Genomic DNA, 20,837 nt, shown 5'->3' with positions numbered 1-20,837 from the left:
CGGTGGCGAGGGGACGTGCGTTCAGTGTGACGAACCACCCGAGGAACCCGATTTGAGGCCACTGGCTGATCCGGTGGGTAGGCGCAGGTGGGCGTCGGGCACACCGGTGCTGTTCGGGTCGTTCGGGTCGTGGGCGTAAGTGCTTTGTCCCGGAGGCGAATTGCGGGTGGTGACGTACTTCCACACGCCGGTTGCCAAGGTCGCACCGCCGCCGGCAATGGTGCCGGCGAGGCCACCGCCCGCGGCGAATGCGGTCACGGCCGCGGGCAGCGTCGCCAGGCACCCGGGGCCGACCACGACACAGGAGGCTACGCCGATCGCTCCGCCCACCAGGGCGCCGACGACGGTGCCGACGGCCATTCCGACGAATGTGTTCCGTGTCAGACCGGACGCGAGGTCGTCGAGGGCAGCCTGTTCTTCCAGCGGTGAGGCGATCTCCTGAGCGGTCGGCCGACGCAGGGTGGTCAAGTCGGGGGTGAGGGTCAGCGTGCGCTGATCACTGGAGATGGCGTAGCCGATATCGCCGTACTGCCCGTTGAGGGTGAAACCCAACGGCAGCGGGGCGAGTGCGGCGCCGGACCGATCGTCGCTGATCAGCAGGGTCCGGCTTGGACCGAGGCCGACAGTGGCTTGTTCGAGGGTCAAGACGACCGATTCGCCCTCGATCGTCGCGGTATAGGCCGGTTCCGGCAGCTGCGCGTGCGCGGGTGCGGTACCGAGCAGGGCGGCGACCGCTGAGCCGGCGATGCCGAGGGAACAGATTTTCACGAGACTCTCCTGATTTGTCGCGAGCTATCGGGGCAGGCCGGCGACCGGAACCTGCGGTTGCCTGCCCTGGTAGTAGTCGCCGTACTTCGAGGTCCCCGCAGGCGCCTGCAGGGTCCGGACGTACTCGAAGAGCGAATAGGCGGCGGTCGGGGCGCCTCCGAGAGCGAGCCCGGCGATGCCGCCCACACCGGCGGTGAGGGCCACGATCGGCAGCACCGCGACAACGCAGCCCAAGCTCAGGACGAGGCAGGAGGCGCCGGCGAGGGCGAATCCGACACCGATTCCGGCGACCGCGCCGACGACGGTGCCGATGAGGCTGCCGATCGATGTCCCGATGCTGACGCTGTTGATCAGATCGTTCATCGCCAGCTGGTTTTCCATCGGCGACGCCACCGGCTGCAGGGCGCCGCGATCGACACCAGTGGTGTCGGGAGTCAGCCGCACGATACGTCCGTCATCGGAGATGTGATGTCGGATGGGGTGGCGCGACCCGTCGAGAGAATAGAAGAGCGGGACCGTCTCCACGGATGCGGCGGCGCTGTCGCGAAGGACGACGGCCTGCCCGTCGCCGGCATCGGCGAAGCTGCCGCTCTCGACGGTGGCGACGACATCGGTCCCGTCCACCACCACCCGGTAACCGACCGGGGTTGTCGCAGCACCGGTTTCGGCGTGGACCGCGGCCGCGGTGGCGAGCTCGATGCTTGCGGCAGCCATCAGCGCTGTCAGGACATATCGGGTCGTTCTCATCGGTTCCTCATCTGCGGTGCCATCGGTGGAGCTGATGCCCGGGTCACATTCGACTGAATTAGTGACCTGGATCTCAGAGCGGAGCCGAACCTACACATTTCTAGACATATTGTCTAGTACCGGCCTCACCGTCGCTTAACCTGACGAGGTGTCCATCTTCATGCAGTGTGTCCAATGCGGTTATGCTGTCGGGAATATCGAGAGCCGGAAAGGATCCTGGTGGCAACCGAAGATCGCCGTGTACGCCGTAGCCGCCGCATGTTGCGGGAGGCATTCGTGGCACTGCTGCTCGAGCGCGGCTATGCGTCCGTGACTGTCGAAGACATCGCCGAACGCGCGGATCTGAGCCGGGCCACCTTCTACGGTCACTACACCGATAAGGACGCCCTGCTCGACGCGGTGGTGACAGAGCTGATCGAGGAGATGCAGCGCCGGCTGCAACCGACGGTGGAGAGCTCGGCGAAGGGTTTCACCGGCAAGCCGGTGCTGGAGTTGTTCCGTCACGCCGCCGAGGAACGTGACGCCTACCGGGTCGTGCTGCGCGGCGAAGGCGACGGTCGCGCATTACGCCGCTTCACCGCCGATCGCACCGCCGCCGCCGCGCAGGTGTTCACCGCCCGCGCTGCCGCACAGGGCGTGCAGCTACGCCTTCCGGTGGATCTGCTGGCACGCGCCTGGGTGGGAGAAATGGTCGAGGTGCTGGCCTGGTGGCTCGAGGAAGGCATGCCCCAGACCCCCGAGGACGTCACCGATCAGCTGCTCAATCTGTCGCTGCGCGGCCGCTACTGGGCCTCCGGCTTCGACGATCAGCCGCCCGCGCGTCCCTGATCGCTGATCCACCCCAATCGACGACCGGCGCCTGGCGGCCCGGTCGATTTGTCGTGCGCGCGGCCGGTTGCTGCCGAACGGCTGACGCCTGCCACCCCTCCCGATTCGAGGGTTGGGCGGTTGCGTGAGACGCCGCTGAGAGTTCCCGAAGTTTTCTGGACATGCTGTCTATTTCTGTGCATGATGTCCAACGGGGGTGATTCTTCGATCACGACACAACGAGGACGATTCAGGTGCACAGCAACACCAGCGAACTGCGGCCCAGAACGCCGGCGCCCACACCCACGACGGCCGAGGTGGATACCCACGGTGACGCTCCCGCCGACCCGATCGACTATCGATTCAGCCTCGCCAACGAACGCACTTTCCTGGCCTGGATCCGCACCGCACTCGGACTGCTGGCCGGCGGGGTCGCGGTGCAGGCACTCGCCGAGCAGTTCTCCACCCCGGAATTCCGGCGCGCGCTCGCCGCGTCCTGCACAGCCCTGGCGGTAGTGCTCGCGACGGTTGCGCGTTCGCGGTGGCTCCGCGTCGAAGCCACCATGCGCTGCGGGGACCAGCTGCCCGATTCGGTGTTGGTGCCGATGCTGGCTTTCGGCGTGAGCGTGATCGCACTGGCCGCAGGCGTAGCGGTTGTCGTGTCGTGAGCAGTCTGCCCGCTCCGTGGCAGGCCGATCCGGGTCTGGCGGTCGAGCGCACCGCGCTGGCGTGGCGGCGTACCACCCTCTCGTCGGTGCTCACGCTCGCCGCGCTCGCTCATGCCGCCGTAATGGACAGCGCCACTGTCGCATTCACCGCTGCCGCCGCCGCAGTGGTTGTCATCGCGGGCTGCTGCTATCGCCGCAATATCCAGTTGCGATCACGTCGGCCGCACCGGATCCGCGCGCTCATCACCACCGTCGCGACCGCGGTCACCGTCGCGGCGATCACCGCCACCGTCGGCCTGAACCTATGACTCCCAGCAGTTTCGGAAAGGAAGACCCGCGTATGCAATCATCCGCCTCACACCCAGTGAACGCACCGGTCGCGATCCTGGAATCGGGTGCGCAATCGAGTTGCTGCGCACCGGCCCGCACTGAGGCAGCGGTCTCCAGACCGGTGATGACCCCCGAGGCCGTCGGGCCGTCCCCCGCGCTGATCACGCTGCCGGGAGGCGAGTTCGCGATGGGGAGTGAGGACCCGGACTGCTATCGGGGCGACGGTGAAGGTCCGGTGCGTCCGGTGCAGGTATCGGAATTCGCGATCGCCGCGCATGCCGTCACCAATGACCAGTTCACGCAATTCATCACCGCGACCGGGTATCTCACCGATGCACAGCGCTACGGCTGGTCCTATGTGTTCGCCGGTTTCCTGCCCGCCGCGCTGCGCCGCGACGCCCGCCGCCCGGACGCCACTCCGTGGTGGTGCGCGGTCCCCGGCGCCACCTGGTGCGCGCCGGAGGGTCCGGGCAGCGGCCTCGACGGGCGCGGGAACCATCCTGTGGTGCACGTGTCCTGGCATGATGCGCAGGCATTCTGCACCTGGGCGGGAGTACGACTGCCCACCGAGGCCGAGTGGGAATACACCGCGCGCGGCGGGCTCGACCAGGCTCGGTACCCCTGGGGTGACGAGCCCGAATCCGGTACTCACTTCCGCGCCAATATCTTCCGTGGCTCCTTTCCCGCCCGGAACACCGCCGCCGACGGATATGCCGGCACCGCGCCGGTGGATGCGTTCGCGCCCAACGCATTCGGGGCCTACAACATGGCCGGCAATGTATGGGAATGGTGTGCCGATCGTTGGCACACCGACCACTCGCGCAGCCTCGTCGCCGATCCGCGCGGCCCGGCCACCGGCGCCGATCACGTGCTGCGCGGCGGGTCCTATCTGTGCCACGACAGCTACTGCAATCGCTACCGCGTCGCGGCCCGCATCCACAACTCCCCCGACTCCACCAGCGGCAACACCGGATTCCGGGTCGCGCGCTGACCGCGAACCGTCCACCTCACAGAAAGGGGCACGCCGTGTCCGAACAACCGATGAACGTCCTCGTTGTCATGTCCGACCAGCACAACCCGAAAGTCCTTCACGCAGCGGGCAATCCGCTGATTCACACGCCGAACATGGACGCGCTGGCGGCCCGCGGCACCCGCTTCTCGGCTGCCTACTGTGCCAGTCCGATCTGCGTGCCCTCGCGCGCCGCGTTCGCCACGGGCCTGTATCCGCACCAGACCGGGAACTGGGACAACGCGATGGGCTACGACGGCACGACACCGGGGTGGGGGCACGAGTTGCAGCGCGCCGGGCGCCGTGTCGAATCGATCGGAAAACTGCACTACCGCAATGCTTCCGACCCCACCGGGTTCGATGTCCAGCACCTGCCGATGCATCTCAAGGACGGTATCGGGCAGGTGTGGGGGTCGGTGCGCGATCCGCTGCCCCGCCGGGACAACGCGCCACTGATGGTGTCGATCTCCGGTGGTGCGGAATCGGATTACACCCGCTACGACGCCGCCGTGACCGATCGAACCTGCGCCTGGCTGACCGATGAGGACAACCGCCGCGAACCGTGGGTGCTCTACACCGGGCTGCTGGCCCCGCACTTTCCGTATCTAGCGCCGCCGGAGTTCTTCGACATGTACGACCCCGACCGAATGCCCACTCCGACAATGCGTCCCGAGCACGGGCACACTCGCCATCCGTGGGTAGAGACCTTCGCCGGTGTCCTGCCGGGGCTGGACGCTGCCAATACCGAGGAGGAACGCCGCCGCGCGGCAGCCGCCTACTACGCGCTGGTCACCTATACCGACCACAATCTAGGCCGCATTCTCGCCGCGCTCGAGGCCGGCGGCCAGACCGGCAATACGGTGGTGGTCTACACCAGCGACCATGGCGATATGGTCGGCAGCCGCGGCCTGTGGGGCAAATCCCTGATGTACACCGAATCTTCCGGTGTCCCACTGATCATGGCCGGTCCCGGCGTCCCGGCAGGTCACGTCTGCGACACTCCCGCCAGCCTGATCGATCTGTACCCGACCATCCTCGAGGCCGCGGGGGTCACCCCGGCCGGTACCGAACGCGCCGGGGTCTCGCTGCGTGAACTCGCCACGGCCGAAACCGATCCGGCGCGGGCGGTGTTCAGCGAATACCACGCGATGGGAGCGCCGAGCGCCGCGTTCCTGATCCGCAAGGGCGACTACGCCCTGCACTACTACGTCGGCTACGAACCCGAACTCTACGATGTCGCCGCCGACCCCGACCAGACCCGCGATCTGGCCGCTGATCCCGCGCACGCCGGGGTGGTCATCGATCTGATCGCCGAGCTCACCCAGGTGCTGGACCCGGAATCGACCGAAGCCGTCGACAAACGCGCCAAAACGGACCAGGCGGAACTGATCGATCGGTTCGGTGGACCCGAAGCCGCCGCAGCCATCGGTACGCCCGGCGAAACACCTCCTCCGTCTCTGGCCGACTGACCCGGTGTCCGAATCATCCCGGCTCACCGAAGGCGTTGGCCCCGTGAACAATCCACCCGTACCCGATCCCGCTCCGATCGAACCGGCTTCCGGCATCGCAGAGATGCGCGCGAAGATGCATGACATGGGCGGTGGCCGCCACCTCATCGACGGCGCCGCGCCGATCCTCGGCTATATCCTCGGCTTCGCCGTACACGGCATTACCACGGGCATCATCGCCGCCGTGCTGACCGCGCTGGTGGTCGGCGCAGTCCGGATCCGTCACGGCGACCGCCCCAAGGTCGTCGGCGCATCGGCCGCCCTCGTCATCGTGTTCTCCGCGATAGCCGCCACCACAGGCGAGGGCCGCGACTTCTTCCTGCCACCGCTGATCCTCTACGCCGTCCTCGCCGTCGCCTGCGCGATCAGCTCGGCAACCGCGACGCCGCTGACCTTGCCGATCTGCCGCAGGCTCCGTATCGAGCCCACCCCACCCGCCGACCCTGCCGCACGCGTGCGACTGCATCGCCGCGTCACCGCCGCGTGGGCCGTGTTCGGCGCGCTGCACGTCCTGATCATGGGCCCGGTCTATCTCGCCGGAAATGTCGTCCTGCTGGGCACTTTCGCACTGATCCTCAACAAACCCGCACTGCTGGCCGCAATCGCCGGAACGTGGGTCTGGGTGCGCCACGGCCCGATCGCGGCCAGATAGACCTTCCCGAACATGCCGTTGGGTTTCACCTGCCCGAGCTCCAGCGAATGGTGAAGCGCGCGTGACCGCTGTCATCGATCTCCCGTATGCCCAAGGTCATTGCTTGCGATGTCTGACCACACCGCCGATATGCGACCACTCCCGCGCCCAGGCGACGCTGCGATGCCGGCTGAGCGCAAAGCCGGTCAGCACGTACAGGATGCCCGCACCGAGCCACATGGCGAGCAGCGTCGCGAATCCCGTGCCGACTCCCTCGATCACGGCCGCATCCAGCGGCCGCGGCGGAGCCGTCGGATGCCCATCCGGCGCGAGCCACAATGTGATCCGATCACCGGCTTTCGCCGCCGCGGGAACCTCCGTCACCGCCTGAATGAGGCGGCCGCGCTCGTTCCAGCGCACCGGCGCCTGCGGACGGCCGGGCGCCACCCCCGCCACCACCGGCCCGTGCAGCGGCTCCGCGACGACCGTCGCGGTCGCCGGCACCTTGCCCCCATCGTCGAGACGAATTCGCGCCACCGCGGATGAGTGGGTGGCACAGGCGATAAGCAGCGAGATCGGTATCGCGGCCACCATGACCATCACGATCAGGAGGCAGATCGATCCTTCGAATCGGTCCGAAGCACGCATCAGGGGATTGCGGCCCCACGGCGCCATTCGTCGAATCCGTGTCATCCGCGACGGGCACCGTGGCATCCCGATCGCCTCCAATACCCTTGCGGGGCAGGTGAAGCAGCCTCACCACCCAGTTTCCGATCCTCCTTCGCGGCTACCCGGGCCAGCCCCGTCCAAACCCCCTGATTCATAGTCGGGGAAGCAGTTCGACGAGACTCCGTGTCCACTGGGCTGACCGTCGGTCAGATCTCCAGTTCGCCGTCGATTTTGCGCAGGTGATGGCGGGCGAGAGCCAAATTGGCACGCATGCGGTCCAGCGCCAGGTAGAGGAACAGTCCGGTGGAACGCTGGGCGCTCAGCGGGCGCAGGATGTGGTACTGCCCGGACAGGGTGATCAGGATGTCCTCGATCCCCTCGTTCAGGCCCAGCTGCTCGATCGTGCGTATCTTGGCGCGCATCACCTCGGTATTGCCGGCCGCGCCGACCTGAAGATCAAGTGTCCGGGAACCTCCGGCTGTGCCCAGGGTCATCCCGCTGGTGTAGTCGACGACCGCCGCGCCCAGCGCGCCGTCGATGGTCATCATGTCCTTCAATGCCACATCCAGGTTCGACATCGCTCGCCTCTCTCCCGCATTGTGCTGCGGCTCAGTGGAAATAGTGGTGCGGCTCAGTGGATTTTCGGAACTTCGGGCCGGGATCCGTTGGACGTGAGTGCGAATCCACTACCGGTCATCGTCACTTCCGCCGGCACGACGGCCGGGGTCAACAGATCCGCGATCGCCCGGGCGGCCGGACGCGCTTCCAGATGCACCCGCCCCAAGACGGCGTCGATGTCGGTCAGAACCGTCAGCAGCGCGGCCGGTCCCGCGGCGTAGACGACCACGTGTCCCCCGCCGCTGTCGATGGTCACCTCGTGCAGGTTCGAACCATGGGTCGTGGCAACGAATGTCAGCGATAACGAAAGCTGCGCGGCCGCCAAGGCTGCGATACCGGTGGGCTCGATCGTCTCGGGTAGATCGGCTGCGATCAGCAAACCGTCACTCGACGCCACGACCGCGCCGACCAGGTGGGGAACGCGCTGTCGCAATCCCGATAGGTGGGCTTCGATGTCACTGCTCGGCGATTCCGGGTGAGAGTGCAAACAAATCGCCCCTTCCTGGACCGTTGCCCGAGGTCATCCGTCCCACCGCGATCGACGCCGACTATTCGGACAGCCCGCTTGTGAATGAGATCCGCTCGGCCGCGGGCGTCATCCGTATCGCACGCAGCGCATTCCATCGTTGAGGGTGACTCCTGCTGGGTTGCTGCACCATTCGCGCGCACTCGCACTGCCGTTCCAGACGAACCGAAACCGGCAAGTTCCGCTGCAGCATCGGTTCCGAACGATCTCGGCAACCTGGACCGGCAGCTCGGTCCCGACCGGCTCCCCTGTGGCAGTGATGGTTTCGCTACATTGGCTAGGCTTTTACAGCATAGCGGGGCGATGGCGAATGCGCAGCTACTCAGTTGCAGAATTCTCACTCCGGCGTCGAGCAGCCACCGTTTCCGAATCCAGTCCAGATGACCACGATCTACGGGTGGTGCCGAAACCAAAGGCGCGCAAGGGCTGTCGCACGAGGTGTGACGTCTACGTCCGGATCAGATTTCGAGGGTCTGCTCGATGGCGCGGAGACGGTGGCGAGCCAGGGCCAGATTGGAGGTGGTTCGGTCCAAGATCAGGTAGAGGAGCATGCCGCGGGAATGGCGACCGGCCATGGGGCGGATGACGTGATACTGGCTCGACAGGGAGACGAGGATGTCCTCGATGGATTCGTCGATGCCGAGTTGTTCGATGGTGCGCACCTTGGCGCGCACCACCTCGGTGCTGCCGATCACCGCGACCTCCAGGTCCAGAGCCTTGGAGCCGTTGCGCATCCCCAGAGGCATACCGCTGTCGTAGTCGACGACGGCGGCGCCGAGGGCGCCATCGATGAGCATCATGTCCTTGAGCGTTATATCGAGATTCGACATGAGGTATTCCTTCCGTGTGCGGGCAGACGCTACTCACGTGCCGGGCGTGTCGTACCGCAAACTTCGAACAATCCTGAGGAGTCTGATTTCGCGAGGAACTCCGATCCGGACTTCTGCCGGTCGTGAGAGCTGACCTGAATCCGCCAGTGGCACCGCATGTTTCATGGCCGCCCCGATGGACGACGGTTTGATGTACAGCTGTCGATTCTCCGCCGCGCCGGCCTCGTAACCGCCCGCGATGATGGCGCTGCTCTACGTCCCGCTGATCTTCTTCACCGCCGCGCTCATGAAAGTGTTCGTGCGCGTCCGCCTCGTCAAGCACGGTCTCGTCGGCGACCACCACATGCCAGATCAGTAGTTCAGAATTTTCTGAATACAGAATTAGCTGTACTATCCCTGCGTGGAGACCTTGCTGCATCGTGACGCACTGGCCCGATTCGGGCACGCCCTGTCCGACCCGACCAGAACGCAGATCCTGCTGACTCTGAGTACCGCGCCGAGTTACCCGTCCGACCTGGCCGCACAGATCGGAGTCTCGCGGCAGATTCTGTCGAATCACCTTGCGTGCCTGCGTGGTTGCGGGCTCGTGGTGGCGGTGCCCGAGGGGCGCAGGTCGCGTTATGAGCTGGCCGACCCGCGCATCGGGCGGGCACTCGCGGATCTCACCGGGCTGGTATTGGCCGTCGACCCGGCGTGCTGCCCGGACTCCGGCGCTGCAGGGTGCTGCTGATGGCGCATCCCCTCACCGTGCCGGCGCCATCACCGAATGGACCGTCGTTGCAGCGGAGAACCGAGTTGTCGCAGCAGGTCCGCTGGTTCGTCGCGGCGACCATCTCCTACAACATGATCGAGGCCGTCATCGCCCTCTCGGAGGGCACTCGCGCCTCCTCGACCGCACTGATCGGATTCGGGCTGGACTCGGTCATCGAGGTGTCGTCGGCGGCGGCTGTGGCGTGGCAGTTCACCGCCCGGGACCCGCAGCACCGGGAGAAGACCGCATTGCGGATCATCGCCTTCTCGTTTTTCGCACTGGCCGCCTTTGTCACCGCGGATTCGGTACGTGCCCTGTCCGGTGCGGAACAAGCCCGTCACTCCGTGATCGGAATCGCGCTGGCGGCAATCAGTGCGGTGATCATGCCGGTGTTGTCGTGGGCGCAACGGCGTGCGGGACGCGAGCTCGGTTCAGCGACAGCGGTCGCCGATTCGAAACAAACGTTGCTGTGCACCTATCTATCAGCGGTGCTGCTGGCGGGATTGCTGCTCAACAGCCTGCTGGGCTGGTCATGGGCCGACCCGCTCGCCGCGCTCGTGATCGCGGTCATCGCGGCCAAGGAGGGCCTCGACGCCTGGCGCGGGGACACCTGCTGTCCCGCTCCCCCAGCACCCGGCCCGAACAGCCCGAGCAACGGCGAGGATTGCAAGTGCTGCGGCTGAACACCTTTCACCGGCGACCTTTCGTCGGTCGCGAGTTCCGCTGCCGGAATTTCCATCGCCCGCCGGTTCCGATTTCACTCCGACCGGCCGCGACGGCGTCACGCACCATACGGCCGGCGCCGGAGTGGTCGAGACCGAGTTGCTCGGCGACATCGGTGACCGTTGCCTCCGCGGCCGTCTGGAAGTCAGAGCAGGGCGGGTAGTCGCTGGGCCAGATCTTCGACGAGCCAGGGGCCGTCGGTTTCGATGGTCCGGTGGGTGGACCAGCCGTCGAGGACCGAGATGGCTCCGCCCTGGACAGCGAAAACCTGGCCGTTGATGGGGCACTTCTCCTGTGCCAGGTAGGCGACGATCGGTGCGATATTCGCGGGGGCGAAGGCATCGAAGTGGCCCTCGGGGACCTCCTCGGCGAACATGGCGCTCATTCCGGGGGTGGCGAGCGTCAGTCGCGTGCGCGCAATGGGAGCAATCGCGTTGGCGCGCACGCCGTATCGCTCGAGTTCCAGGGCGGCGACCTGGGTCAGGGCGGCGATTCCCGCCTTGGCCGCACCGTAGTTCGCCTGTCCTGGATTGGGCATGAACGTGCCCGACGCCGAGGCGGTATTGATCACCGACGCCGTGACCGGACTGCCCGACTTGAACTGCTCCTTCCAGTACACCGCCGCGTGGTGCAGTACCGCGAAATGACCTTTCAAGTGCACGGCGATCACTGTGTCCCAATGGCTTTCATCCATGGAGGCGATGAACGCATCACGCAGGATGCCCGCATTGTTGACCACGATGTCCAGACCGCCGAACTCGGTGACGGCCTGGGCGATCAGCGCCTCGGCGCCGGCCCACTCGGCGATATTGCCGGTATTGGCCACCGCCCGGCCGCCGGCCGCGGTGATCTCGTCGGCGACCTGCTGGGCAGGTCCGGCGTCGGCGCCCGCGCCGTCATTGCCGCCGCCCAGGTCATTGACCACCACGGCCGCGCCCTCGCGGGCCAGCAGCAGCGCATGTTCCCGGCCGATGCCACGTCCGGCACCGGTGACGACGGCAATGCGCCCGTCCAGCGAACTCATATCGATCCTTTCGAACGTTGTTGACAGAGAAGCGGTTCAGGCGAGCAAAGTGGAGAAGTTCTCCAGGGACGCAACGAGTTCACTGGTCGTGGCGCGCTCGATGGCGCCACCGATCGCGCCGACCATCATCTGACTGACGAAGTCGGCCTCGATGGTGGCCACGGAGGTCGAATCATCTTGGGCGGCAACAGACATGGTGAGGGTGAGCTTGGCTCCCGCCATCCCCGTCCCGGAAATGCTCATCGAATTCGGCGCGTCGTAGGAATCGGTGTTCCAGGTGATGGTGTTGGCCATGCCCATGATGGTCAGCACCTCGGTCATCCGGCTGCCCTCGGTCACCTCGGCGGGCGGCTCTTCCTTCCACTTGGTGTGCAGGGTCAGCCACTCCTCGTAGCGCAGCGGACTGGTGAGGGCGGCCCAGACCGTCTGCTGACCGGCGGCCAGTTGCTTGGAGACGTTCACGTGTGCCATACGGATATTCCTGTTCTTTTGCGGGAGATGGGGTTTCAGCGGTCGGCGGGGCGGTACGCGGTGACGACAGCCGCGCCGCCGAGCCCGATATTGTGCGCAAGAGCAATGCGCGCACCGTCGACCTGGCGAGCGTCCGCGTCGCCGCGCAGCTGCCAGGTGAGTTCCGCGCACTGCGCCAGGCCCGTCGCGCCGAGCGGGTGACCCTTGGAGATCAGGCCACCGGAAGGATTCACCACCCAGCGTCCGCCGTAGGTGGTCTCACCGGCGTCGATCAGCGTGTGCCCCTCGCCTTCTCCGCACAGTCCGAGCGCCTCGTAGGTGAGCAGCTCATTGGGCGCGAAGCAGTCGTGCAACTCGATCACGTCGATATCGGCGGGCCCGATTCCGGCCTGTGCGTAGACCTTCCGCGCCGCGGCCGCGCTCATATCCACACCGACCAGTGAGCGCGCCGTCTTGGTGCCGAAGGTGGATTCCAGATCGGTGACCATGGCCTGTCCGACGATCTCCACCGCCCGGTCGCCCAGGTCGTGCTCCTCGACGAAACGCTCGCTGGCCAGTACGGCCGCGCCCGAGCCGTCGGAGGTCGGCGAGCACTGCAGCCGGGTCATCTGCAGGGGCTCGTAGACCATCTTGGCGTTCTGGATCTCCTCGAGCGTGTACGGGCTCTGGAACTGCGCGTACGGGTTGTTCACCGAATGCCGGTGATTCTTCTCGGCGATCTTGGCGAAGTGCTCGGGCGTGGAGCCGTAGTTCTCCATATGCTCCACCCCGGCCGCACCGAACATCCACGGCGCTACCGGCATAGCGAACTCGCGCAGCTGCGCAAGGGCCTCGATATGGCGAATCAGCGGCTGCTCGCGGTCGGTATACCCGGCCTCCAGCGAACCGGATTGCATCTTCTCGAAACCCAGCGCCATGGCACAGTCGGACAGGCCGCCGCGAATGGCTCGAGCGGCCAGGTACAGCGCGGTGGACCCCGTGGAGCAGTTGTTGTTGACATTGGCGACCGGGATCCCGGTCAGGCCGAGTTCATAGATGCCCCGCTGCCCGGCGGTCGAATCACCGTAGCAATAGCCGACATACGCTTCCTGTACCTGTTCGTAACGGATGCCCGCGTCGTCCAGGGCCTTGATACCGGATTCGGCGGCCATGGCCGGATAGTCCCAGCCCTCCCGGCGCCCCGGCTTCTCGAACTTCGTCATGCCGACGCCGATGACGAAAACCCGTTCGGTCACAGCAATCTCCTTCTGGTGCGATGAAAGTCGTTGGACGCGAACTCAGCTCGCGAACTCCGCGAGTCCGTCCCTGATGACAAATTTGCCGTTGTCGGCCTCGGTTTCGAAGGCATACACGTCGCGGCCGTCCCGCGCACCTGCCGACCACACCGAGGTGGTGACCTGCCGGCCGGGAAAGGCGGGCGAGGCCAAGCGCACCGCCAGACGCTCGAGCCGGGTCGGATCGGCAGGGCTGAATTCGGTGATCAGCGCGTGCGAAGTGAACGCGATGGTGCACAGGCCGTGCATGATAATCCCCGGCAGCCCAGTAGATTTGGCGAAGTCGTCGTCGAGGTGGATCGGCATCGGATCACCGGCCGGGCCCGCGTAGCGAAAGGTCTGATCCGCATCGAAGCGCTGTGTCACCGTGCACACCGGATCCTGCGCCCGCAGTGTCTCGTCGAAGCCGTGGGCCGCAGCGGCCTCCCCGAGCGCGCCGTCGAACTGCCCGCCCCGGAAGAATCCGGTGAAGTACTGCTCGTTCACCAGATCGCCGTTGCTGACGCTGCGCGTCTCGATCTGGCTGGTCACCACGACACCCGAGGACTTGCCCTCGAGGGCGACCGGCCGCGCGCGCACCGACAGCGTCTCCCCCGGCTCGATGGGCCGGCGGAACCGGAAGTCGTGTTCGCCGTGCAGGATTCGCAGCATCAGATCGTCCGGCACCACGCACATGGCGGCGTCGGCCATCATGACCATGACCGGCACCACGGCGAAAACCGGGGGTGCGTAACGACCCTCACGATGGGCGCGGATCGGATCATTGGTGGCTTCGGCGTAGGCGATGGTGCGTTCACGCTCCACCACGAAGGTGTCCTGCGCGCCCCAGCACCCGAGTCGCTCGAGATTGAAATCGGTGCCGTCCGTCATTGCTCTCCGTTTGTCTCATTGCCTGGACGCCACTCACGGTATGGACGCCGCGACGGTCCGGGGATGACCGCGCAGCGCAGGTTCGGTGACCTCCGCGCTCACCTGATACCGGCTGGTACGGTCACTTTCGATGGCTGGGAGCAGGAGGATGTGGTGACGGCGCGAACAATGCCCGCCGATATCGCGCGGACGGTGCCGATCGATTTCGTCCGCGCCGCCGTGGCGATGGCGGGGCGGCGGGGCGTGGACACCGCATGGCTACTGGAATCGGTCGGCGTGGCGCCCGAGCTGATGGCGCAGGATCGCGCCCGGGTGACCGTCGCGCAGATGACCCGCACCGTGCAGCAGCTGTGGCGGATCAGCGATGACGAAATGTTCGGTCTCGGGCGGCAACCGGTCCCCCGCGGAACGCTGCGGCTGATCTGTTTCGGGCTGGTGGTGTGCCCGGATCTCGGGTCCGCCCTCACCCGTTTCGCCGACTATCAGCGCCTCGCGCCCGGCTTGCCGCCGATGATCGCGGCGACCGAGCGGTCCCGTACCCGATTCACCGTCGACACCTCGATCCTCGATGATCCCGAACATCTGATGACCTCATTCCTGCTGGCTTCGGCGCACCGAATGATGGCGTGGGGCATCGGCCGCCGAATTCCTTTACGGCAGGTCGAATTCCCCTTCCCGAAACCGCGGAATATCGGTGACTACGACCTCTTGTTCGCCGCCCCACTGGTTTTCGACGCCGGCACCGCCGCACTGGTCTTCGACAGTGCGCTGCTGTCCTCGCCGATCACCCAGACCGAAGAGTCCCTGATCGCCTGGAATCGCAACGCACCCGCCGATCTGCTCTCGCGCCGCGAATACGGCACTTCGCTGTCCGAACAGGTACGGCGAATTCTCACGCGCGGCCTGACCGGCGACTGGCCCAATGCCGAAGAGGTCGCCCGCTGCCTGGCCATGAGCCCGCAGACGGTGCGCCGCAAACTCGGCGAGGAGGACACCTCCGTCACCAAGATCCGCGAAGACATCCTCCGAGATGCCGCCATTGCCGGCCTCGTGCGCGGTAACGAGACCGTGGAAGAACTGTCGACCCGCCTGGGTTTCTCCGAGCCCAGCGCCTTCCGCCGCGCTTTCCGCCGCTGGACCGGCAGCCCACCCGGCTCTTACCGCGCCGACGCATAACACCGAATATTAGGCAATATACGCATGCGCTGATTCCGCGGTGTGAAACCAATATAAATGCGACGCGCGAACACGACCCCTTGGTAAGACCACTGACCACACCTCGATCACCGGTCCGCGATGGTGTCGATACCACGGACTGAGCACCTTTTCAGTGGCCGGATCTCGGCATTGAGCCGTTCTTTCCCGACAGACTTTGGGACAAACTTCTTAATTTGCCCAATAGAAACCAACCAGTCGCTAAGACTCGCTTATATGGGATTCCAATACTCCTAAACGCTTGACCGAATCGAGTGCGAAAATATATTGTCTAGGTCACACTTGAACAGAGAACCAATCACCTTTTCATCACGAACCGATTTCTCGGTCGGTTCGACGCCCCGCGTCATTCTCTCGTCGACTGTGGGCACATGTGGTCAATGGTTGCCTCCGCTCTACCCGTCGTCTCCCCCCTGCATCACGCTCCCGATGGATCACTGGCACTGCCGAAGGAGAAATCTTCATGCCGAAGCGCTATTCCGAAGAAATCCGCCGCAAGGTACTCGAGCTGATCACCGCCGGTCGCACGGTCGCGCGCGTATCCGCAGACCTGGGCATTGCCGAACAGACCATCTACAACTGGCGTCGCCAAGAACTCATCGCCACCGGACAAGCGCCACTCACCCGCGCCGGCCTGGCCGAACTCGCCGCCGCGCAAAAACGCATCAGGGAACTCGAGAAAGAGCTATCCCGATTACGGCTACCGAGTGACGAGCAGGACGCGGCCGCCACCGCCACGGCGCACACCCAGATCCTGCAATCCCCGCTCACCACCGGCACCGTCCTCGCCTCGTAAGAATTCGCCTGCAACCGGAGTTCGTCGTCGGACCTGACCGGTCACGGCATTCCCGCAGAATTGCTGCTGGCACACGGGATAACCGGACCGGTCACGAGCAACGAGCTGTGTCACCACGCCGGCGCCGATATCACCGCGCCAGCACCGACCAATCACCGGCGTGCAACGCGCCGCGCGCGCCCCGCGGGATCGGCGTACGGGTCCGCAGCGCATGCTGGGCGGCGGCAGCGTCACCGGGATGATGTCCCAGCACCGTCACCCCCACAACGCACTCTCCTTCGACAACCAGGCGCCGGTACGACGCCGAGTGCTCCACGACGATCACCTCGCCCCCGGGTTCCGGATCGACCTTGCCCAGCGAGAAGAGCTCCAGGCCAACATCTTTCAGCATCACCGCCGAGGCCACGTCGACCGGAGACCGGTTTCCGCCCAGCGCGTTGACTGCGGCGACCTGACCCTGTTCAGCCGCGATCGGCCAGAGCCCGGCGACGTGTCCGCGATATTCGGCGGCATCACCGGCGGCGTAGACATCGGGCGCCCCCGTCCGCATCCGGTTGTCGACGAGTATCCCGTGCCCGACCGGAATGCCGGCGGCCCGAGCCAGGTCGATATTGGGCCGAATCCCGGTGGCGGTCAGGAAGAGATCGCATTCCAGCCGCCGGCCGTCCACCAGCTCGACCCCACTCACCGCCGGATCGCCTGCGACGCGGGCGCATTCGGATCGCTGCAGCACCTGGATCCCCATCGCCGAGAGATGCTCGAGCAGCAGTTGCGAGCACCGCGGGTCGAGGTATCGGGAGAGCAGATATTCACCACGTTCGAGCACCGTGACCGTCAGCCCGAGCCGGTGCAGGGCGGAGGCGATCTCGACGCCGAGTAGTCCGGCGCCGGCGATGACGGCGTCGTCACAACCGAACTGCTGTATGTAGGAGCGAATCCGCATGGCGTCGTCGGCCTCGTGCAGCGCGAAACTCCCCGGGCGCCAGAGACCGTCGATCTGCGGCGTGAGACTGCGGGCGCCCGTCGCGAGAATCAGGCGGTCGTAGGGCAGCGCCTGCCCGGTGGCGAGCAGGACCTGCCGCGCCGCCAGATCGACGCCGGTGGCCAGGGTATTGAGCCACGCGGTGACCCGGTGCTTGTCGTACCAGCCATCCGGCAGCAGCGAAAGCCCCTGCATGGCAGAGCGTCCGTACACCACACGCGAGATCCCCATCCGGTTGTAGGGACCGTGCGACTCCTGCCCGACCAGGTGGATTTCGCAATCGGGATGACCGCGCCGGATGAAATCGGCCGCGGTCACGCCGGCGATGCCACTGCCCACCACCACAACACTGACGATCGATCGGTCGAAATGCACTGGGGCCGTGGTATTTGTGCGTACCTGCTGCGGTGTGAGTGACACCCGCACCGAACCACTGCTGACGCGCGCACAGCATGCCATCCGCGCGTTCTCCGCTAAACCCAATCGGCACAGCGTGTTCAGCTCATCGGGCCCCGGCGCCGACAACGCGTCCGCGCCCTCGATGACCGCCACCGGGTCGGCCCCGCACACCCCCATGCGGCATCCGGATTCGATCCGCCGGCCGCCCTTCTCGGCGATCTCGAGCAGACTCGAACCAGGTTCGGCGGTGACCGCGGTCCGGTCCGGGTCGAAAGTGACCGATACCAGCGACTCTTCGGGCGATCGCCGGGTTCCCACCCGTGGCATCGGCAACAGCACGGGCCGGCTCCTGGATCCGGTGTGCACGGCGTGCTGCAGTTCCACGACGCGGGTGCGGGCGATCCACACCACGGTGGCGATCAGCACGGTGCCCCGGAACTGCCATCGCATCCACTGAACGTCCATCCCGAGGAACGCTGAGACCGAGTGCGCCAGGGAAACTCCGGTGTACCAGTAGAAGATGTTCAGTGCGAGCGCGGCGGACCCGACACTGACCATGGCCGGGCTGAGCCTGGTCGTCGCGTCCACGGTGAAGTAGATCGCCACGGCGACGGTCATGAACAATGCCAGCAGCGAATAGCGTTGCGCCACACCGAGTGCACCGTGTCCGGTGAGTGTGAAGAATCCGAGGACGAAGCCCGGCAGGGCGGCGGCGAAGAGCCTGCGCGGGCCACTCCACGATGCGGCCGGATCGACGAGGTCGGCCTGATACGCGCTGCGCGGCCGCAGGTCGAAGCAATTCTTGGCGCAACCCACACAGGGCTCGCAGTGCGCATTGCGCAGGTTGACGAACGGTGTCTGCCCGTAGGCTCGCTGCAGTGCGAACAGTGGGCAGATGGTGCTGCACCAGCCGCTCTTGCCCTTGTACCGCACCCCGCCGGCGAAGGCCGCGATCAGCACCGACAGCAGTACGATTCCGGCCGCGATCCCATTGTGATCCAATCCCGCCAGCCGCGCGCCCGCGATTCCGAAGAACAGCGCCACCGAGATCAGATAGCCCCGGGAGTACAACCACGCCGGCGGCTGCTTCCCCCGGCTGAAACCGCGTAGCCGAGGTATCTGATTCACCGCCGCGAGCGGGCAACTGTTCCGCCAGGCGCCGGGGGCGAGCAGGAACAATCCCGGCAGCAGCGGAACCACCACACCGAAGAATACGAACAATCCGACGGCCGGCCGCACCACCATGGCCACGATATCTGCCAGATATATTGTGACACTGACGAATTGGATGTATCGCCAGAAGCGCGTCGGAATCCGGGCGGGCAGATCGGTGAAGGCCGGAAACAGCTCACGCCGGCCGGTGGGATCGATCCCGAGCAACGTACTGGCCAGCGAGATCCAGCCGGTCGGCGCACGGGCGGCCGCCGATGACGGCGGCTCGGCCGCCGTGGCAACCGCCGCGGTCTCGGGGCGCTCATCGGGATCGGCGGACGGGGCGTACAGCACGACGATGACCGTGTCGCCGAGTTCGACCGCGTCCCCGGCTCTGAGCGTCACCCGCCCGGTCAGCGCGGACCCGTTGACCCACGTACCGTTGCGGCTGCCCAGATCGACGAGGGACAGCCCCGTGGGACCGGGCACCAGCCGCACATGCTCGCGCGAGACCCTCGGATCGGTCAGCCGAATGCCGTGATGGGAACGGCCGATAGTGATCGGTCCGCTCAGGCTCGCACGGCGCGAGGCCCGCCCCGGCTCCCGAATCTCGAGCAGTGGCGGCCCGCCCGAAATCCAGCGACGGCGGCCGAGCCTCCGGAACCCGTTGTGCCGGGCTGGTATTCGCTGCGCGGGCAGCGTGTCGAAGTCGCCGGCATCGCCGGCGAAATCGTCCTGGGCACCGGACACCTCGACCCCGGTATCAGTCATCTTCAAAACTCTGCCTGCCGGCCGAACGGGCAGAAGGCCAGCAGCGGTGAGATCGATTTGATCGCCTCGATCTCGCACTCGAGTGCGATGATTCGCTGTCTGGCCGCAGCGAGCTCGCGCCGCTCGGAATGCGTCGGCGGCGTTCGGCGAGAACCGATCTCGCCGTGCTCTCGCCAGGTGCGGATCATTCGTGTTCGGCTGGATCGGTCGGCGATGAGACGAGCGACCGAGCGGCCGAGGACGGCCACCGTGAGCACATCTCGACATACTTCGATGGAGTGGCGTTTCACCATGAGGCACTCATTTCGGAATCGGGATCATCGATGCGGTGAGAACGTGGAACGCGATCGGGGGCGACACATTTCGGCGCGGTGATGTCGCCCCCGATGCTCCCTGCGGTAGCCGGACAGCCGGCCACCGTCAGGCCATTCGCGCCGTCACTTCGCCGGAAACGGCTGATTGACGGTGGCGAAGTACTGCACCGCGGCCAGGATGGTCACCGGCGCGGTAATCAGCAGCTGACCCGCGAGTGTGCCCAGCGCGCCGACCGCGGCGATACCGCCGAGGCAGCCGAGTACGCCGGCGGGCAGAAACGGCCCGAAGAGTCCGACGATGGTCGCCGCCGTGACGGTCGCACCGGCCACACCGCCGAGGACGCAGCCCAGAGCGCTGCCCCCGAGACCGCCGACCGCCGTGCCGACGGTGGCGCCGAGAGCGATCGTGTCCTTCAAACGGTTGAAGGCCGCCTGCTCCCGGTCGAACGGAGTCTTGAACGGCGCGAGATCCTCGAAAGGCAGAGCGACAGGCTTGTATACCGCGTGGTCGACATCGAACTGCGGAATCAGAGTCGCGGTCCGGTCGGCGATATCCGCCGCAATGGGGAACTCGAAATCGCCGACCCGGAACTTCATATCAGCGCCCGCCAGGGTGGCGCCGTTCGGTGACTTGATTTTGAAGACGCCGTCCTCGACGGCCATGGAACCGGCATCGGTCTTGATAGTGGCGCTGGTGGGCGTGGTTCGCGTCGTGAAGCCGACGGCTTGATCGCCCGCCGGAGCAGCTTCGACTCCGGCCGTGCCGATGCCGAGCGCGACAACCACCAGCGTGCCGGCCACGACGGATTTCCAGACATGCACGATTGTTTCCCTCATCTCCAGATCTCGGCGGAAAAGGTTCCGCAACCGCCACAATGATTCAGCGAATTCTCGGATAAGTGAATCCCTGACTCGATAACGGAATCCCCAATAATCACGCCGTCTTGGAACTCCAGAAAAACTGCCAACGAGAACCGGCCAGTC

General features: G+C 66.0%; 23 protein-coding genes. 10 read left to right on the top strand and 13 right to left on the bottom strand.

The features are described from left to right. Positions 1 to 21: 21 nt before the first annotated feature. Both ABZX86_RS36570 and ABZX86_RS36565 read right to left on the bottom strand, forming a co-directional pair. Complete coding sequence (locus tag ABZX86_RS36570; protein ID WP_355130449.1) at positions 22 to 768, bottom strand: hypothetical protein; 747 nt, start codon at positions 766 to 768, stop codon at positions 22 to 24. Positions 769 to 792: 24 nt separating this feature from the next. Further along, complete coding sequence (locus tag ABZX86_RS36565) at positions 793 to 1,515, bottom strand: hypothetical protein (protein ID WP_355130447.1); 723 nt, start codon at positions 1,513 to 1,515, stop codon at positions 793 to 795. 219 nt (positions 1,516 to 1,734) lie between these two features. On the opposite strand from ABZX86_RS36565, the gene ABZX86_RS36560 reads away from it, so the two are divergent. From ABZX86_RS36560 to ABZX86_RS36535, 6 genes are all read left to right on the top strand, one after another. Next, positions 1,735 to 2,343, top strand: coding sequence for a TetR/AcrR family transcriptional regulator (locus tag ABZX86_RS36560; protein ID WP_355130445.1), 609 nt, complete (start codon positions 1,735 to 1,737; stop codon positions 2,341 to 2,343). A 296-nt stretch (positions 2,344 to 2,639) separates the two neighbouring features. Beyond that, positions 2,640 to 2,990, top strand: coding sequence for a DUF202 domain-containing protein (locus ABZX86_RS36555; RefSeq protein ID WP_355130566.1), 351 nt, complete (start codon positions 2,640 to 2,642; stop codon positions 2,988 to 2,990). Then, positions 2,987 to 3,298, top strand: a complete 312-nt coding sequence (locus tag ABZX86_RS36550) for a DUF202 domain-containing protein (protein ID WP_355130443.1) — start codon at positions 2,987 to 2,989, stop codon at positions 3,296 to 3,298. Before ABZX86_RS36555 ends, ABZX86_RS36550 begins: the two co-directional genes overlap by 4 nt. Positions 3,299 to 3,444: 146 nt before the next feature. Further along, positions 3,445 to 4,311 (top strand): formylglycine-generating enzyme family protein, encoded by an 867-nt coding sequence (locus ABZX86_RS36545; protein WP_355130441.1) that lies wholly within the window; start codon positions 3,445 to 3,447, stop codon positions 4,309 to 4,311. A gap of 35 nt (positions 4,312 to 4,346) precedes the next feature. Beyond that, positions 4,347 to 5,798, top strand: coding sequence for a sulfatase-like hydrolase/transferase (locus ABZX86_RS36540; RefSeq protein WP_355130439.1), 1,452 nt, complete (start codon positions 4,347 to 4,349; stop codon positions 5,796 to 5,798). Positions 5,799 to 5,841: 43 nt separating this feature from the next. Next, positions 5,842 to 6,489 (top strand): DUF3159 domain-containing protein, encoded by a 648-nt coding sequence (locus tag ABZX86_RS36535; RefSeq protein WP_355130437.1) that lies wholly within the window; start codon positions 5,842 to 5,844, stop codon positions 6,487 to 6,489. Positions 6,490 to 6,585: 96 nt separating this feature from the next. Here ABZX86_RS36535 and ABZX86_RS36530 read toward each other — a convergent pair whose 3' ends face one another. The 4 genes from ABZX86_RS36530 to ABZX86_RS36515 all read right to left on the bottom strand — a co-directional run bounded on the left by ABZX86_RS36530 (position 6,586) and on the right by ABZX86_RS36515 (position 9,111). Next, positions 6,586 to 7,116 (bottom strand): hypothetical protein, encoded by a 531-nt coding sequence (locus ABZX86_RS36530; protein WP_355130435.1) that lies wholly within the window; start codon positions 7,114 to 7,116, stop codon positions 6,586 to 6,588. Positions 7,117 to 7,343: 227 nt separating this feature from the next. Then, positions 7,344 to 7,715: a hypothetical protein gene (locus ABZX86_RS36525; RefSeq protein WP_355130433.1), complete on the bottom strand. Its 372-nt coding sequence runs from the start codon at positions 7,713 to 7,715 to the stop codon at positions 7,344 to 7,346. A gap of 53 nt (positions 7,716 to 7,768) precedes the next feature. Next, on the bottom strand, positions 7,769 to 8,188 hold the full coding sequence (locus ABZX86_RS36520; RefSeq protein WP_355130431.1) for a roadblock/LC7 domain-containing protein: 420 nt from the start codon (positions 8,186 to 8,188) through the stop codon (positions 7,769 to 7,771). 551 nt (positions 8,189 to 8,739) lie between these two features. Next, complete coding sequence (locus ABZX86_RS36515; RefSeq protein WP_355130429.1) at positions 8,740 to 9,111, bottom strand: hypothetical protein; 372 nt, start codon at positions 9,109 to 9,111, stop codon at positions 8,740 to 8,742. 400 nt (positions 9,112 to 9,511) lie between these two features. On the opposite strand from ABZX86_RS36515, the gene ABZX86_RS36510 reads away from it, so the two are divergent. Beyond that, positions 9,512 to 9,841: a metalloregulator ArsR/SmtB family transcription factor gene (locus ABZX86_RS36510; RefSeq protein WP_355130427.1), complete on the top strand. Its 330-nt coding sequence runs from the start codon at positions 9,512 to 9,514 to the stop codon at positions 9,839 to 9,841. Further along, a complete protein-coding gene (locus ABZX86_RS36505) occupies positions 9,841 to 10,545 on the top strand; it encodes a cation transporter (RefSeq protein WP_355130425.1) in 705 nt (234 codons plus the stop codon). The genes ABZX86_RS36510 and ABZX86_RS36505 overlap by 1 nt, the downstream gene beginning before the upstream one ends. A gap of 185 nt (positions 10,546 to 10,730) precedes the next feature. On the opposite strand, the gene ABZX86_RS36500 is transcribed toward ABZX86_RS36505, so the two are convergent. Genes ABZX86_RS36500 through ABZX86_RS36485 form a run of 4 tightly spaced genes read right to left on the bottom strand, consistent with a single transcriptional unit; the run spans position 10,731 to position 14,224 of the window. Continuing rightward, the gene (locus ABZX86_RS36500; RefSeq protein ID WP_355130423.1) at positions 10,731 to 11,609 is read right to left on the bottom strand and encodes an SDR family oxidoreductase; all 879 of its coding nucleotides are present in this window, start codon (positions 11,607 to 11,609) and stop codon (positions 10,731 to 10,733) included. Positions 11,610 to 11,645: 36 nt separating this feature from the next. Continuing rightward, the gene (locus tag ABZX86_RS36495; RefSeq protein ID WP_355130421.1) at positions 11,646 to 12,080 is read right to left on the bottom strand and encodes an SRPBCC family protein; all 435 of its coding nucleotides are present in this window, start codon (positions 12,078 to 12,080) and stop codon (positions 11,646 to 11,648) included. A gap of 35 nt (positions 12,081 to 12,115) precedes the next feature. Then, positions 12,116 to 13,315 carry a lipid-transfer protein gene (locus tag ABZX86_RS36490; RefSeq protein WP_355130419.1) on the bottom strand — a complete coding sequence of 400 codons (1,200 nt, stop codon included), beginning with the start codon at positions 13,313 to 13,315 and terminating at the stop codon, positions 12,116 to 12,118. 42 nt (positions 13,316 to 13,357) lie between these two features. Further along, the gene (locus ABZX86_RS36485; protein WP_355130417.1) at positions 13,358 to 14,224 is read right to left on the bottom strand and encodes a MaoC/PaaZ C-terminal domain-containing protein; all 867 of its coding nucleotides are present in this window, start codon (positions 14,222 to 14,224) and stop codon (positions 13,358 to 13,360) included. A gap of 63 nt (positions 14,225 to 14,287) precedes the next feature. On the opposite strand from ABZX86_RS36485, the gene ABZX86_RS36480 reads away from it, so the two are divergent. Together ABZX86_RS36480 and ABZX86_RS36475 are read left to right on the top strand one after the other, a co-directional pair. Then, positions 14,288 to 15,400 carry an AraC family transcriptional regulator gene (locus ABZX86_RS36480; RefSeq protein ID WP_355130415.1) on the top strand — a complete coding sequence of 371 codons (1,113 nt, stop codon included), beginning with the start codon at positions 14,288 to 14,290 and terminating at the stop codon, positions 15,398 to 15,400. A 502-nt stretch (positions 15,401 to 15,902) separates the two neighbouring features. Next, the gene (locus ABZX86_RS36475; protein WP_355130413.1) at positions 15,903 to 16,235 is read left to right on the top strand and encodes a transposase; all 333 of its coding nucleotides are present in this window, start codon (positions 15,903 to 15,905) and stop codon (positions 16,233 to 16,235) included. A gap of 130 nt (positions 16,236 to 16,365) precedes the next feature. On the opposite strand, the gene ABZX86_RS36470 is transcribed toward ABZX86_RS36475, so the two are convergent. The 3 genes from ABZX86_RS36470 to ABZX86_RS36460 form a co-directional block, all read right to left on the bottom strand. Further along, positions 16,366 to 19,539: an FAD-dependent oxidoreductase gene (locus ABZX86_RS36470; RefSeq protein WP_355130411.1), complete on the bottom strand. Its 3,174-nt coding sequence runs from the start codon at positions 19,537 to 19,539 to the stop codon at positions 16,366 to 16,368. Positions 19,540 to 19,541: 2 nt separating this feature from the next. Then, complete coding sequence (locus ABZX86_RS36465) at positions 19,542 to 19,832, bottom strand: hypothetical protein (RefSeq protein ID WP_355130409.1); 291 nt, start codon at positions 19,830 to 19,832, stop codon at positions 19,542 to 19,544. Positions 19,833 to 19,976: 144 nt separating this feature from the next. Then, positions 19,977 to 20,690: a hypothetical protein gene (locus tag ABZX86_RS36460; protein ID WP_355130407.1), complete on the bottom strand. Its 714-nt coding sequence runs from the start codon at positions 20,688 to 20,690 to the stop codon at positions 19,977 to 19,979. Positions 20,691 to 20,837: the final 147 nt, after the last annotated feature.

It is taken from the genome of Nocardia sp. NPDC006630 (genome assembly GCF_040611495.1).
Classification (GTDB): domain Bacteria; phylum Actinomycetota; class Actinomycetes; order Mycobacteriales; family Mycobacteriaceae; genus Nocardia.
The sequence above is the reverse complement of the archived record's forward strand: the minus strand, read 5'-3'. Positions and strand labels throughout refer to the sequence as shown.